The organism is Ruegeria sp. D1(2025) (genome assembly GCF_056536425.1).
In genome coordinates, this window is record NZ_JBQFPO010000002.1 from 545340 (window position 1) to 556986 (window position 11647).

14 protein-coding genes are annotated in these 11647 nt (G+C 60.0%); 12 read left to right on the forward strand and 2 right to left on the reverse strand.

The genetic code is table 11. From position 1 onward, the window contains the following. Positions 1 to 58: 58 nt before the first annotated feature. Genes phnE (ACR1XU_RS08360) through ACR1XU_RS08370 form a run of 3 tightly spaced genes read left to right on the forward strand, consistent with a single transcriptional unit; the run spans position 59 to position 2946 of the window. Positions 59 to 940 carry a phosphonate ABC transporter, permease protein PhnE gene (gene phnE, locus ACR1XU_RS08360; RefSeq protein ID WP_480909039.1) on the forward strand — a complete coding sequence of 294 codons (882 nt, stop codon included), beginning with the start codon at positions 59 to 61 and terminating at the stop codon, positions 938 to 940. Continuing rightward, on the forward strand, positions 937 to 2304 hold the full coding sequence (phnE, locus tag ACR1XU_RS08365) for a phosphonate ABC transporter, permease protein PhnE (protein WP_480909040.1): 1368 nt from the start codon (positions 937 to 939) through the stop codon (positions 2302 to 2304). The genes phnE (ACR1XU_RS08360) and phnE (ACR1XU_RS08365) overlap by 4 nt, the downstream gene beginning before the upstream one ends. 24 nt (positions 2305 to 2328) lie before the next feature. Continuing rightward, on the forward strand, positions 2329 to 2946 hold the full coding sequence (locus ACR1XU_RS08370; protein ID WP_480909041.1) for an LbetaH domain-containing protein: 618 nt from the start codon (positions 2329 to 2331) through the stop codon (positions 2944 to 2946). A gap of 142 nt (positions 2947 to 3088) precedes the next feature. On the opposite strand, the gene phnF is transcribed toward ACR1XU_RS08370, so the two are convergent. Then, positions 3089 to 3799 (reverse strand): phosphonate metabolism transcriptional regulator PhnF, encoded by a 711-nt coding sequence (gene phnF, locus ACR1XU_RS08375; protein ID WP_170807658.1) that lies wholly within the window; start codon positions 3797 to 3799, stop codon positions 3089 to 3091. Positions 3800 to 3902: 103 nt separating this feature from the next. Between phnF and phnG the strand changes: the two genes are divergently transcribed. The 8 genes from phnG (at position 3903) to phnN (ending at position 9767) form a co-directional block, all read left to right on the forward strand. Then, on the forward strand, positions 3903 to 4364 hold the full coding sequence (gene phnG, locus ACR1XU_RS08380) for a phosphonate C-P lyase system protein PhnG (RefSeq protein ID WP_480909042.1): 462 nt from the start codon (positions 3903 to 3905) through the stop codon (positions 4362 to 4364). Beyond that, positions 4361 to 4936, forward strand: a complete 576-nt coding sequence (gene phnH, locus ACR1XU_RS08385; RefSeq protein ID WP_480909043.1) for a phosphonate C-P lyase system protein PhnH — start codon at positions 4361 to 4363, stop codon at positions 4934 to 4936. The genes phnG and phnH overlap by 4 nt, the downstream gene beginning before the upstream one ends. A 3-nt stretch (positions 4937 to 4939) precedes the next feature. Continuing rightward, positions 4940 to 6031, forward strand: coding sequence for a carbon-phosphorus lyase complex subunit (locus tag ACR1XU_RS08390; RefSeq protein WP_480909044.1), 1092 nt, complete (start codon positions 4940 to 4942; stop codon positions 6029 to 6031). After that, entirely contained in the window at positions 6028 to 6624 is a 597-nt protein-coding gene (locus ACR1XU_RS08395; RefSeq protein WP_480909045.1) for an HAD family hydrolase, read from the forward strand. The genes ACR1XU_RS08390 and ACR1XU_RS08395 overlap by 4 nt, the downstream gene beginning before the upstream one ends. Before the next feature lie 262 nt (positions 6625 to 6886). Then, on the forward strand, positions 6887 to 7747 hold the full coding sequence (locus ACR1XU_RS08400) for an alpha-D-ribose 1-methylphosphonate 5-phosphate C-P-lyase PhnJ (protein ID WP_480909046.1): 861 nt from the start codon (positions 6887 to 6889) through the stop codon (positions 7745 to 7747). Beyond that, positions 7744 to 8514, forward strand: coding sequence for a phosphonate C-P lyase system protein PhnK (phnK, locus tag ACR1XU_RS08405; RefSeq protein WP_170613527.1), 771 nt, complete (start codon positions 7744 to 7746; stop codon positions 8512 to 8514). The genes ACR1XU_RS08400 and phnK overlap by 4 nt, the downstream gene beginning before the upstream one ends. 24 nt (positions 8515 to 8538) lie before the next feature. Further along, positions 8539 to 9222: a phosphonate C-P lyase system protein PhnL gene (gene phnL / locus ACR1XU_RS08410; RefSeq protein WP_480909047.1), complete on the forward strand. Its 684-nt coding sequence runs from the start codon at positions 8539 to 8541 to the stop codon at positions 9220 to 9222. Further along, entirely contained in the window at positions 9219 to 9767 is a 549-nt protein-coding gene (gene phnN, locus ACR1XU_RS08415) for a phosphonate metabolism protein/1,5-bisphosphokinase (PRPP-forming) PhnN (RefSeq protein WP_480909048.1), read from the forward strand. The genes phnL and phnN overlap by 4 nt, the downstream gene beginning before the upstream one ends. Here the strand turns inward: phnN and ACR1XU_RS08420 are convergent. Further along, positions 9749 to 10432: a DUF1045 domain-containing protein gene (locus tag ACR1XU_RS08420; RefSeq protein WP_480909049.1), complete on the reverse strand. Its 684-nt coding sequence runs from the start codon at positions 10430 to 10432 to the stop codon at positions 9749 to 9751. The genes phnN and ACR1XU_RS08420 overlap by 19 nt on opposite strands. A gap of 53 nt (positions 10433 to 10485) precedes the next feature. On the opposite strand from ACR1XU_RS08420, the gene ACR1XU_RS08425 reads away from it, so the two are divergent. After that, a complete protein-coding gene (locus tag ACR1XU_RS08425; protein WP_480909050.1) occupies positions 10486 to 11628 on the forward strand; it encodes an alpha-D-ribose 1-methylphosphonate 5-triphosphate diphosphatase in 1143 nt (380 codons plus the stop codon). The last annotated feature ends 19 nt before the right edge of the window (positions 11629 to 11647 follow it).

Sequence of the window (11647 nt, forward strand, 5' to 3'; positions counted from 1 at the left end):
ATCCAATGATCGGGGTCTGGTATTGAACCGGACCCCGTTTTCCCCTCAGGAGCATTCCATGACAGACCTGACTGCAGGGTCCCAAAGCGTCGATCAGATCCGCGACGAATATACAGCGATGACACGACGCAAGAGGGTCTATGGTGGTATCCTTCTGATCCTGTTCGTGGTTTTGATGGCGGCGGGATTCCGCACCGCTGACAGCCGCAATGCAGGAAGCTTCACCGACGGCTGGCATCGCATTCTGGACTATCCGGCCGAGGTGTTGTCGGAAGCCTGGGAAAAGATCGGCGCGATGCCTGCGAATCTTGTCGAGTTTTTTCCCGCATTGATCGAGACATTGAACATCGCGGCGGCGGCAACTTTGGTCGGGACGATCGGTGGAACGTTTCTGGCGCTGATGTCGACGCGGGGCATGGCGCTTTGGCCATCACTGATCCCGGTCTTCCGCCGGATTTCGGACATCTTCCGCGCCATACCAGAGATCGTGATTGCGCTGGTTTTGATCTTCATTCTGGGTGGTGGTCCGATCCCGGCGATGATCGCCATTGCCATTCACACGGCGGGAGCGCTGGGCAAGCTGTTCTCTGAGGTCAATGAAAACGCCTCGCTCAAACCGGTGGAAGGATTGCAGTCGGTCGGGGCCAACTGGTCGCAGCGCATGCATCTGGGCGTGATCCCGCAGGTCGGGCCGAACTATGTCAGCTATGCGCTATTGCGGTTTGAGATCAACATCCGCGCATCGGCTATTCTGGGCTTCGTCGGTGCGGGTGGTCTGGGTTATGAGCTACGTAATGCCATGTCCTGGGGACAGGGGCGTTACGATGAGGCTGCGGCCATCTTCATCCTGCTTTTTGTCACCATCGTTATCGTGGATCAGCTGTCCGGGTTGCTGCGCGACCGCCTGACCCACGGGTCGGAAAAAGGAGCCACGGCATGAGTACCTTTGCCACCGACCTGTCGATAGATGACCTAAAGGCCGAGGCCGACCGCCTGTTCAGCCGCAAGCGTATCGTGAACTTTGGATTGCCGGGATTGATTGTCCTGTACCTGATCTATGTTTTCTTCGCCTTTGACGTGCCCGGGCTGGCCGAACGCGCCAATTGGGAAAACGGCAAGACGTTGATTTCGGACAGCTACAGCTACAAGACCCATGTCGAGCGCGACAACCGCAATGGTGAAGTCTCGGTTGCCATCGAGGGCGAGCGTAAGGGTGCCTATCCCGAGGGGACCGCGCCGGATTGGGTCGCGTTGGGTGAGACGACCGTGATCGATCTGGAAGACGGACACGTTGTGCGCTTTGGTCCTGAGACGGTCGAGTACGACATCCCGGGTTATGGTAGGGTACGCGCGACACCCAGCCGATCCGCTGGCGTGCAGGCGGAATTGCCGTCAGAGGATGTGCCTGAATGGATCAAAGTCTCCAAGAATCGTTTGGCGATCACGACGGATGCGGGCCGTCTGACGGTCACCCGCAATCGCTCTGAGGTATTCCGCTATTTCACAGGTTGGGAATTGTTCTGGTTTACGCTGGATAGCCCTTATTATGGCGAGTCTTTCTCGGAGTTGATGGGGCGTGCCGCATCAGGCGAAGCCGGTGCGATCTTCAATGACTTCTGGACCAACAAGATGTGGCGGCATCAGGATGTGGCCTGGGCGATCTTTGAGACCATTCTGATGGCCTTTCTGGGAACCCTCGGGGCCGGCCTGATCGCATTGCCGCTGGCCTTCATGGCGACGCGCAATTTCAATCCGTTGCGGTCGGTACGCTTTGTCACGCGCCGGGTGTTCGATTTTGTCCGTGGCGTGGATGCGCTGATCTGGACAGTTGTTCTGGCTCGGGCCTTTGGTCCCGGTCCGCTGACAGGGGCGCTGGCCATTCTGGTGACGGATACTGGCACATTCGGCAAGATTTTCTCGGAGGCGCTGGAAAATGTGGATCAGAAGCAGATCGAAGGTGTGCAATCTACCGGAGCAAACGCGCCACAGCGCTATCGCTTTGGGGTGATCCCGCAGATCACTCCGGTGTTGTTGAGCCAGTTGCTTTACTTCCTCGAATCCAACACCCGCAGTGCCACCGTGATCGGTGCGATTACCGGCGGCGGGATCGGTCTGCTGCTGACGCAGGCCATCATCACGCAAAAAGACTGGGAAGAGGTCGCCTACTACATCGTCCTGATCATCTTGATGGTGATGCTGATGGATTGGTTCTCGGGCTGGCTGCGCCGACGTCTGATTCAGGGTGAAACCGGAAAGACGCGCAAGCCGCGGGATCGCAAGGGCAAGCCGTTCCTGTTGCCGTGACCTGAGAACAAGGACAAAAAGACCATGGCGCGACTGCGTTCTGACCAGCCGTTCATCCATAGCGATTGCCAGATTACCGGCAGCACCTTTGGCGAGTTTGTCGAGATCGGTGCCGGTACCCGCGTAGCGAATTCCGAGTTCGGCGACTACTCCTATTGCGACCGAACCTGCGACATCGCCAATGCCCGGATCGGTAAGTTTGCGAACATCGCCAGCTTCACCCGGATCGGGGCGACCGATCATCCGATGGAGAAAGCCTCGCTGCATCATTTCCACTATCGTTCAGCTGACTATTGGGACGATGCCGAGGACGATGCCGACTGGTTTGCCCATCGCGCGGGTCGCACGGCGTTTATCGGCCATGACACGTGGATTGGTCATGCCGCGATCATCAAGCCCGAGGTTACCATCGGCCATGGCGCGGTCGTCGCCTCTGGTGCGATTGTCACCAAGGATGTAGCGCCATACACGATTGTTGCTGGTGTGACTGCACAACCAGTGTGTCGTCGCTTTCCCGAGGATATTGCAGATCGCATGATGGCACTGGCCTGGTGGGATTGGGACAACAGCAGGCTTCGTATTGCCCTGCCAGATTTCCGTACCATGTCTGCCGAAGCATTTCTGGAAAAACACGAGGCGTGATCCAGTCAGCCAAGACGGCTCCCGCGCCCGCAGGGACATCGGCTGCGCCGATACCCTTTGGCAGCCTTGGGCATAGCGCGGCGCTATGCCCAACGGGATGAGGCCTCCGTCAGGAGGTTGAAGACGGGCGGGAGCAATCCAGTTATTCATCGCTTAGGGTAAGTGTTACGCGCTCACCCGCGAATACGGTTTTGCCATATTCAACGGGCTGTCCGTCAGGATCAGCGTTTATCCCCAGCGAATGCAGCACGGGGGCGCCTTCGGTCAAATGCAGGTGCAGTGCCTGCGTTGCGCTGGCGGATCGCGCGGTCAGGCGGGTCGAAATACGGGTGTAATCTGGCACACCGCAGGTTTGCAGGGCCTTTGTCACCGATGCGTTTTCGGACAGGGCGTCCAGCAGGTCGGGAAATCGCTCTGCCGGAAAGACGCTCTGAAACAGACCCACAGGTTGCCCGTCAGCCAGAGACAAGCCGTCGTAGACATGCACCGGGTCACCTGTTTGCAGGCCGAGCGCTTCCGCTTCGGCCTCATCAGATGCGCGGGTCGTCAGGGCCAGTACCCGTTTGCCCGGGATCTTGCCGCTGGCCGAGATGTTCTTGTGATATCTGACACGTTTGCCAATCGGGTAGTCGGTGGGGCGGGCCGAAACAAACACGCCTGCACCGCGCCGGGCGTGGACCAACCCGTGCTCGGCCAGATCGGACAAAGCCCGTCGGACGGTATGCCGGTTTACGCCATGGGTTGCGGCCAGTTGTGCCTCGGTCGGCAGGCGGTCGCCGGTGTTGTATCGGCCCTCGGCTATGTCCGAGGTCAGGGTCAGGGCGATGCTTTTCCAGATCGGTGTTTTGCTCATGTCATAAAAACTTCACGGCTGCGGAGATTGCGACTCGAGGTCGACAGGTGTAATATTTGTCTAGTTGTATAGTAATAATAGACAACCTGGCCAAGAGGCTATGATGGTGGAACAGACAGATAAATCAGCCGAAACCAGGCAGGCATGGATGGGTGTGCTGGCCCGGGCGCCGCAGGATGCCCTGATGGCGCTATGGGACGGCCTGCAGCTGAACCCGACATATGAATGGCTGCGTGCGCCCGAAATCGGTGGCGTCATGGTGCGCGGTCGCACGGGTGGCACGGGTGCCCCGTTTAATCTGGGTGAGATGACAGTGACGCGATGCTCACTGGTGCTGGAGGATGGCACGGTCGGGCACGGCTATGTTCAGGGCCGATCCCGGGATAAGGCCCGAACGGCGGCTCTGGTCGATGCGCTGATGCAGACCGGGTCTGCCGACATGGTCCGGGCAAAAGTGATTGATCCGCTTGCACGGGAGATGCAGGCCACCAAGACGGCACGTGCGGCCAAGGCAGCGGCCACCAAAGTCGAGTTCTTCACCATGGTACGCGGAGAAGATCAATGAGCGCGCAAACCCAATTCTCGGGCGGTTTGCGAAACGCCCCGGTTGATGCCGCACATGCCTTTCGTGCGGCAATGACCGTCATGGCGCGACCTGGAGAGATTCGTGACCTGACTGGTGCTGAACCTCCTGCACCTTTGTCCATAGCGGCGGGTACGTTGCTGTTGACCCTATGTGATCCTGAAACCCGCGTTCACCTTGCCGGGGAGGCTGATACCGAAGCGGTGCGGAAATGGCTGACCTTCCATACCGGCGCGCCGATTGTTCCGGTGGCCGAGGCCGATTTTGCGGTTGGTCGCTGGGAGGATCTCATGCTGATGAAAACCTACCGGATCGGAACGCCGGAATATCCGGACCGTTCCGCCACGCTGATCGTGGAATGCGATGCGCTCGAACAGCAGGGCGCGGCACTCAGCGGGCCGGGCATCAAGGAGGTGGCGCATCTTTCGCTTCCGGATATCGCTATCCTGCAAGGCAATGCGGCGCTCTACCCACTGGGATGCGACTTCTTTTTCACCAGCGGAAGGCAAGTCGCGGCATTGCCGCGCAGCACGCAGATCAGGGCAGAGGGTTAAGCGATGTATGTTGCTGTCAAAGGTGGCGAGAAGGCCATCGAAAACGCCCATTCCTGGCTGGCCGAGGAACGGCGCGGATCAACGGATGTTACCGAGCTGAGCCTTGCGCAGATCCGAGAACAACTGAGCCTCGCCGTGAACCGCGTGATGGCCGAAGGGTCCCTGTTCGATCCTGATCTTGCGGCGCTGGCGATCAAACAGGCGCGCGGTGATCTGATCGAGGCGATTTTCCTGATCCGGGCCTATCGCACGACACTGCCGCGGTTTGGTTATTCCAATCCGGTTGAGACGGGTGGCATGGCATGTGATCGCCGCATCTCGGCCACCTTCAAGGATGCGCCGGGCGGGCAGGTGCTGGGCCCGACTTTTGATTACACGCACCGTCTGCTGGATTTCAAACTGGCTGCCGACGGAGAGGTGGCTGCTGCGCCCGAAGGTTCTGCCAGGCAGGAGGCAACACCGCATATCACCGAATTCCTCAAGGGTGAGGATATCATTCAGGACGAACCGCCCAGCGACGAGACACCGGGAGACCTGACACGCGAGCCGATGGAGTTCCCGTCGAACCGGCCACTGCGCCTGCAATCCCTAACGCGCGGGGATGAGGGGTTTGTGCTGGGCATGGCTTACTCGACCCAGCGCGGTTATGCCCGCAATCATGCGTTCGTAGGAGAGTTGCGGATTGGGAGGGTCGCGGTCGAGATGGACATCCCAGAGTTGGGCTTTTCCATCGAGATTGGCGAGGTCGAACTGACCGAATGCGAAACGGTGAACCAGTTCAAAGGGTCCAAAACCGAACCGCCACAGTTTACGCGCGGCTATGGTCTGGTCTTCGGCCAGTCCGAGCGAAAGTCCATCGCAATGGCTCTGGTTGACCGTGCCCTGCGCTGGAAAGAACTGGGCGAGGACGATCTGGGCGCCCCGGCCCAGGACGAGGAGTTTGTTCTGAGCCACGCGGACAACATTCAGGCCACGGGCTTTCTCGAGCATATCAAGTTGCCGCACTACGTGGATTTCCAGTCTGAACTGGAATTGGTGCGGAAACTGCGCCGGGAAGCCGAAGAACGGATTATTGGGAAGGAGGCGGCAGAATGAAAGCGGTTGTTTTTGATATTGGCGGTGTACTGGTCGACTGGAAACCGCATCTGGCCTGGGTCGAGGCGCTTGGGTCGGAAGACGCCGCACATGCGTTTGTCGAACGCACGGATTTCCTGGCGCGCAATGCGCGTGGAGACAATGGCGAGCGTTTTGCCGATCTGGCACAGGAACTTGATGATCCGCAGGACCAGCGCCTTTTTGCGGCATATGTAGGATTGTACACGCGTACCGTTGAAAACGCGATCCATGGAACCTGGGATGTTCTGGACCGGCTCAGGGCGCAGGGTACGCCGGTTCATGCCATCACCAACTGGTCAGCCGAAACCTGGCCTGAAGGACTGAAGGTGCACCCGCGTCTGGGCGAGGTGTTCGGAACATTGGTCGTTTCGGGGCAGGAGGGCGTGATGAAGCCCGATGCGCGAATTTTCGAACTGCTTTGCGCTCGCGCCGATATTGCGCCCGAGGAGTGTGTGTTCATCGATGACGGTCTGCACAATGTCGAAGGCGCGCGTGCGGTTGGCATGGATGGTATTCACTTTACGACGCCGCGGGCGCTGGAGGCAGAACTGACCGAAAGGGGTTTCCTGTGACGGGGTTCAGGATTGTCCGTCCGGGGCGAAGTGAGCTTGGGAACGCTCCGGTGTATCCGCGCGGGCTGGCGGATTTTTGCCGAGAGAGGTCTGCGTCGGCGCGCCGATCGCGCTCCATTCGTCTGTTGGGTCGCGTTGTTGCGCCTCACGTCGCCGTTTTGCATGGCGCGTGTGCCAAAGCAAATAGAAGAAAACGATCAATAAGAACGAACCAATTAACATTACGTCCACAAAAACACCAAAAAACAAAACGATACGCCAAATGACTGAGTATAACTTCGCATATCTGGACGAACAAACCAAGCGAATGATACGCCGGGCCATCCTCAAAGGCCTTGCCATTCCGGGCTATCAGGTGCCGTTTGCCAGCCGTGAAATGCCGATGCCTTACGGCTGGGGCACCGGGGGTGTGCAGGTTTCAGCGGCGACGTTGACGCCTGATGACACGTTCAAAGTGATCGATCAGGGCGCGGATGACACGACGAATGCGGTGTCGATCCGCAAGTTCTTCGAGAATACGGCGGGCGTCGCGACAACCGAAGAGACGGCCAAGGCCACAGTCATTCAGACCCGCCACCGCATCCCCGAGGCGAAGCTGACCGAAGATCAGATACTTGTCTATCAGGTACCGATCCCGGAACCGCTGCGCTTTCTGGAGCCGCGCGAGACAGAGACGCGCAAAATGCACAGCCTTGAGGAATACGGGCTTATGCATGTGAAGCTGTATGAGGATATCAGCCAGCACGGCGCGATTTCGACCGCGTATGCCTATCCGGTCAAGGTGTCGGGCCGCTATGTCATGGACCCGTCGCCGATCCCGAAATTCGACAACCCCAAGCTTGAAATGGATGCGATCCAGCTGTTTGGCGCGGGCCGGGAGCAGCGAATCTACGCGGTCCCGCCGCACACCAAAGTCGTGAGCCTCGATTTCGAAGACCATCCGTTTGAAGCGACGAAGGCCGACCATCCCTGCGATCTATGCGGGGCCGAGGACAGCTATCTGGACGAGGTGATCATGGATGATGCGGGCAACCGGATGTTTGTCTGTTCTGACACTGACTATTGCCGGTCACGCCGTGAGGCAGGCCATGTGGGCCGATTGGCTGAGGAGAGCGCGGCATGACCCCTTTGTTGCAGGTCAAAGGCATCCGGAAACGCTATGGTGCACGGATCGGGTGCATGGATGTAAGCTTCGACCTCTACCCTGGCGAGGTGATGGGGATCGTGGGCGAAAGCGGGTCAGGCAAGTCGACCCTTCTGAACTGCCTGGCGGGGCATCTGGAACCGGATGCGGGTCAGGTGATCTTTGAAACTCGGGCGAATGGACCGGTTGACACCGTTACCATGTCGGAACCCGAACGTCGGATGCTTGGCCGTACCGACTGGGCTTTTGTGCATCAGCATGCGCGGGATGGTTTGCGCATGTCGGTCAGTGCCGGCGGCAATATCGGCGAGCGGCTGATGGCGGTCGGCGATCGTCACTACGGCAATATCCGCCACAAGGCCATCGACTGGCTGGGCCGGGTCGAAATCGAGGCAGAGCGTGTCGATGACCGCCCGACCGCGTTTTCGGGCGGGATGCAGCAGCGGTTGCAGATCGCGCGGAATCTGGTGACCGGACCGCGCCTGGTGTTCATGGATGAGCCAACCGGCGGACTGGATGTCTCGGTTCAGGCGCGTCTGCTGGATCTGCTGCGTGGGCTTGTGCGTGAAATGGGGCTGAGCGCCATTATTGTCACCCATGATCTGGCCGTGGTGCGCCTGCTGGCAGACCGGCTGATAGTGATGAAGGATGGTCGCGTGGTCGAAGCCGGGTTGACGGATCAGGTGCTGGACGACCCGCAACACGCCTATACGCAGCTGCTTGTGTCGAGCGTTCTGCAGGTTTGAGTATTTGGGAAAAGATGAAGTGCGATGATTGAGTTAGTCAACGTGAGCAAGAGCTTCACCCTGCACAATCAGGGGGGCGCGGTGATCCCGGTGATGGAAGGTGCCTGTCTGCAAGTCGGACCGGGTGAATGCGTGGCCCTGACCGGAGCCTCCGGAGCGGGCAAGTCGACCCTGATGCGGCTGATCTACGGAAATTATCTGGCCGCCTCGGGTCAGGTGCGGGTCGGCGGGGTGGATGTGGCGCGTGCCGAGCCGCGCGAGATTTTGGCGTTACGGCGAGAGACGTTGGGCTATGTCAGCCAGTTCCTGCGCGTGGTGCCGCGGGTGCCGACGCTTGACGTTGTGGCCGAGCCGTTGTTGGCGGTTGCCTGCGACAAGCACGCGGCCTTGGACCGCGCGGCCGGGTTGCTGCGGCGTCTGAATATTCCCGAACGCCTTTGGACACTCAGCCCGACGACATTTTCGGGCGGCGAACAGCAGCGGGTGAACATCGCGCGTGGTTTTGCGCATGAATATCCTGCCATGCTGCTGGACGAGCCTACAGCCAGTCTGGATGCGCAAAATCGTGAAACCGTCCTGTCGCTGATCCAGGAGGCGAAGGAGCGCGGCGCTGCGATTGTCGGGATTTTCCACGATGTCGCGGCGCGGGAGCGGGTGTGCGATCGCGAGGTCAACGTCTCGGATTTCACGCCGGGGGTGGCTGCATGACCTTGGCCCCCGTCATAGCGATTGTCGGCCCTTCGGGTGTGGGCAAGGACAGTGTGATGGAGGCGTTGGAGGCGCGGGTGGACGGCATTCAGCGGGTGCGGCGGGTGATCACGCGACCCGAAGGCGAAGGCGGTGAAGATTTCGAACGTGTTCCGGTCGAGATGTTCCGACAAATGGCACAGGATGGCGCATTTGCGCTGCATTGGTGCGCCCATGGGTTGCAGTACGGAATTCCGGGCGGGGTCGCGGATCAGCGCCGCGGGGCCGAGGCGTTGCTGGTCAACCTGTCGCGTGCGGTCCTGTTGCAGGCGCAGGATGTGTTTGGTGAGCTGATTGTCGTGACGCTGACCGCAGATCCGGACGTTCTGGCACAACGCCTGTCGGCGCGCGGACGTGAAAGTGCAGCGGAACAAGCGCGTCGTCTGGGTCGGGCGGAGGCTCCGCTGCCCGAAGGTTTGAACCGGGTGATCGAAATCGACAACTCAGGGCCCCTTGATGCCACAGTGGATGAGATCCTGTCCCGGCTTCAGCCGGAAAGAGCGTAGCGATGGATCAGATGGAACCGACCGTCTTCAGCCTCGCCCACCAATGCCAAGTCGTCGATCCGAAACGGGGTTGGCAGCATTGGGCCAAGGTGTGTTGCAAGTGCCGCCTGAACGCTGCGAAGCGTGGGTTTGTCCAGTTTGCCACTAAGCGTGATGTGAAATCGGAACGAATCCAACACGTAAGGGTAGCCCCAGTTGACCAGATTGGCGTCCTGTTCCGGCGTCAGGCCGTTGGCGCGACGGTGGGCCAGATCCGCGCCGGTCGCTGGGGCGCGGAACGTATCGAGATCGCGAACACAAGCGGCGGCCAGTTCGCCAAGTTTCGCGGTGTCTCCCAAGGGGCACAGGGCGAGGAAGCGGCCGAGCCGCGCAATCTCCAGACCCTCCAACGTGACCGGAGCGAAGGATGCCGCCAGTCGTATGCAGGCGTCCTGCAGTTCTGCGGCTGTTCGGGTTTTGTGCAGGCGGAAGGGCGGTTTCATCGTCGCATGCAGGCCGTATTTGCGCGGAACCTCGGTCACGGCGGCTACGTCTACGCCGTCGACGTCGGGATGCGCCGCCACGGAGCCCGTTTCCATGTTCCAACCCAGCCAGCTTGTTGCGAACCTTGTCCAGTCCGCGTCGCCGGATGGCGCAAAATAGATCGCGTATCGCGTGAATGTCACATTGGCCTCCTACCTGTGTGGCCGATCCATAGCCCAAACTGCGTGAAGTTCAGATGACAGAAGAATTGATCCTTGCCAATGCGACGCTTGTTTTGCCCGATGAAACGGTTACGGGCAGCATTCGCATCCTTGGCGAAACCATTGCTCAGGTCGATACTGGGGTGGCAGTCCCCAAGGGGGCGACGGATTGCGAAGGCGATTACATCAGCCCCGGTCTTGTCGAATTGCATACCGACAATCTGGAGCGTCACATTCAGCCGCGTCCGAACGTACACTGGCCGCACGCCGCGGCCATCATTGCCCATGATGCGGAACTAGCCAGCACCGGCATTACGACCGTCTTTGATGCCATGCGCGTGGGTTCCATCCCTTCGGGCGCGGGGCGTTATGGGGAATATGCCCGGGGATTGTCGCGCGAGCTGTGGCAGTTGCGCGAGCAGGACGCATTGAAGATCAGCCATTTTCTGCATTTGCGGGCCGAGGTCTGTTCGGAAACTCTGATCGAGGAACTGGCCGAATTCGGCCCCGAAGATCGTGTCGGGCTGGTCTCGCTTATGGATCATACGCCGGGGCAGCGGCAGTTCCGCGACATGAACAAGCTCGAAGCCTATCTGAAGGGCAAATACGCGATGGATGACGCGATGTTCACGCGTCACGTGGCCCAGCTTAGGGGGTTGCGGGAACGCAATGGTGAAAAACACGAAACCGAGGCGGTCAAGGCGGCGCGCCGGTTTGGTGCGGTTCTTGCCAGCCATGACGACACCACAGCAGATCAGGTTCGTATCTCAGCCGGTCACGGCATTCGTCTGGCCGAGTTTCCCACAACGGTCGAGGCCGCGCAGGCCTGCCATGCGTATGACATCAAGGTCATGATGGGCGCGCCGAACGTGATCCGGGGTGGGTCGCATTCGGGCAATGTGGCCGCTCGGGATCTGGCCGAGCTTGGGCATCTGGATATTCTGTCTTCGGATTACGTGCCGTCGGCGCTGCTGCTGTCCGCCACGATGCTGGGTGAGCTGTGGGGCAACATGGCGCAGGGCCTGAAGACAGTGACACAGACCCCCGCGCAGGCCGCCGGTCTGGCCGATCGGGGTGAACTGCGCGCGGGTTTGCGTGCCGATCTGATCCGCTTTCGCCTGCGCGATGGTATTCCGGCGCTGAGCGCGGCTTGGTCGCGAGGGCGCCGCGTCGCTTAGAGCGGCAGGGCAAAGGCCG

Bases quoted from the DNA above. Each gene is read 5' to 3' on its own strand.
- phnE (WP_480909039.1), top strand. From the start codon at position 59: ATGACAGACCTGACTGCAGGGTCCCAAAGCGTCGATCAGATCCGCGAC.
- phnE (WP_480909040.1), top strand. From the start codon at position 937: ATGAGTACCTTTGCCACCGACCTGTCGATAGATGACCTAAAGGCCGAG.
- ACR1XU_RS08370 (WP_480909041.1), top strand. From the start codon at position 2,329: ATGGCGCGACTGCGTTCTGACCAGCCGTTCATCCATAGCGATTGCCAG.
- phnF (WP_170807658.1), bottom strand. From the start codon at position 3,799: ATGAGCAAAACACCGATCTGGAAAAGCATCGCCCTGACCCTGACCTCG.
- phnG (WP_480909042.1), top strand. From the start codon at position 3,903: ATGGTGGAACAGACAGATAAATCAGCCGAAACCAGGCAGGCATGGATG.
- phnH (WP_480909043.1), top strand. From the start codon at position 4,361: ATGAGCGCGCAAACCCAATTCTCGGGCGGTTTGCGAAACGCCCCGGTT.
- ACR1XU_RS08390 (WP_480909044.1), top strand. From the start codon at position 4,940: ATGTATGTTGCTGTCAAAGGTGGCGAGAAGGCCATCGAAAACGCCCAT.
- ACR1XU_RS08395 (WP_480909045.1), top strand. From the start codon at position 6,028: ATGAAAGCGGTTGTTTTTGATATTGGCGGTGTACTGGTCGACTGGAAA.
- ACR1XU_RS08400 (WP_480909046.1), top strand. From the start codon at position 6,887: ATGACTGAGTATAACTTCGCATATCTGGACGAACAAACCAAGCGAATG.
- phnK (WP_170613527.1), top strand. From the start codon at position 7,744: ATGACCCCTTTGTTGCAGGTCAAAGGCATCCGGAAACGCTATGGTGCA.
- phnL (WP_480909047.1), top strand. From the start codon at position 8,539: ATGATTGAGTTAGTCAACGTGAGCAAGAGCTTCACCCTGCACAATCAG.
- phnN (WP_480909048.1), top strand. From the start codon at position 9,219: ATGACCTTGGCCCCCGTCATAGCGATTGTCGGCCCTTCGGGTGTGGGC.
- ACR1XU_RS08425 (WP_480909050.1), top strand. From the start codon at position 10,486: ATGACAGAAGAATTGATCCTTGCCAATGCGACGCTTGTTTTGCCCGAT.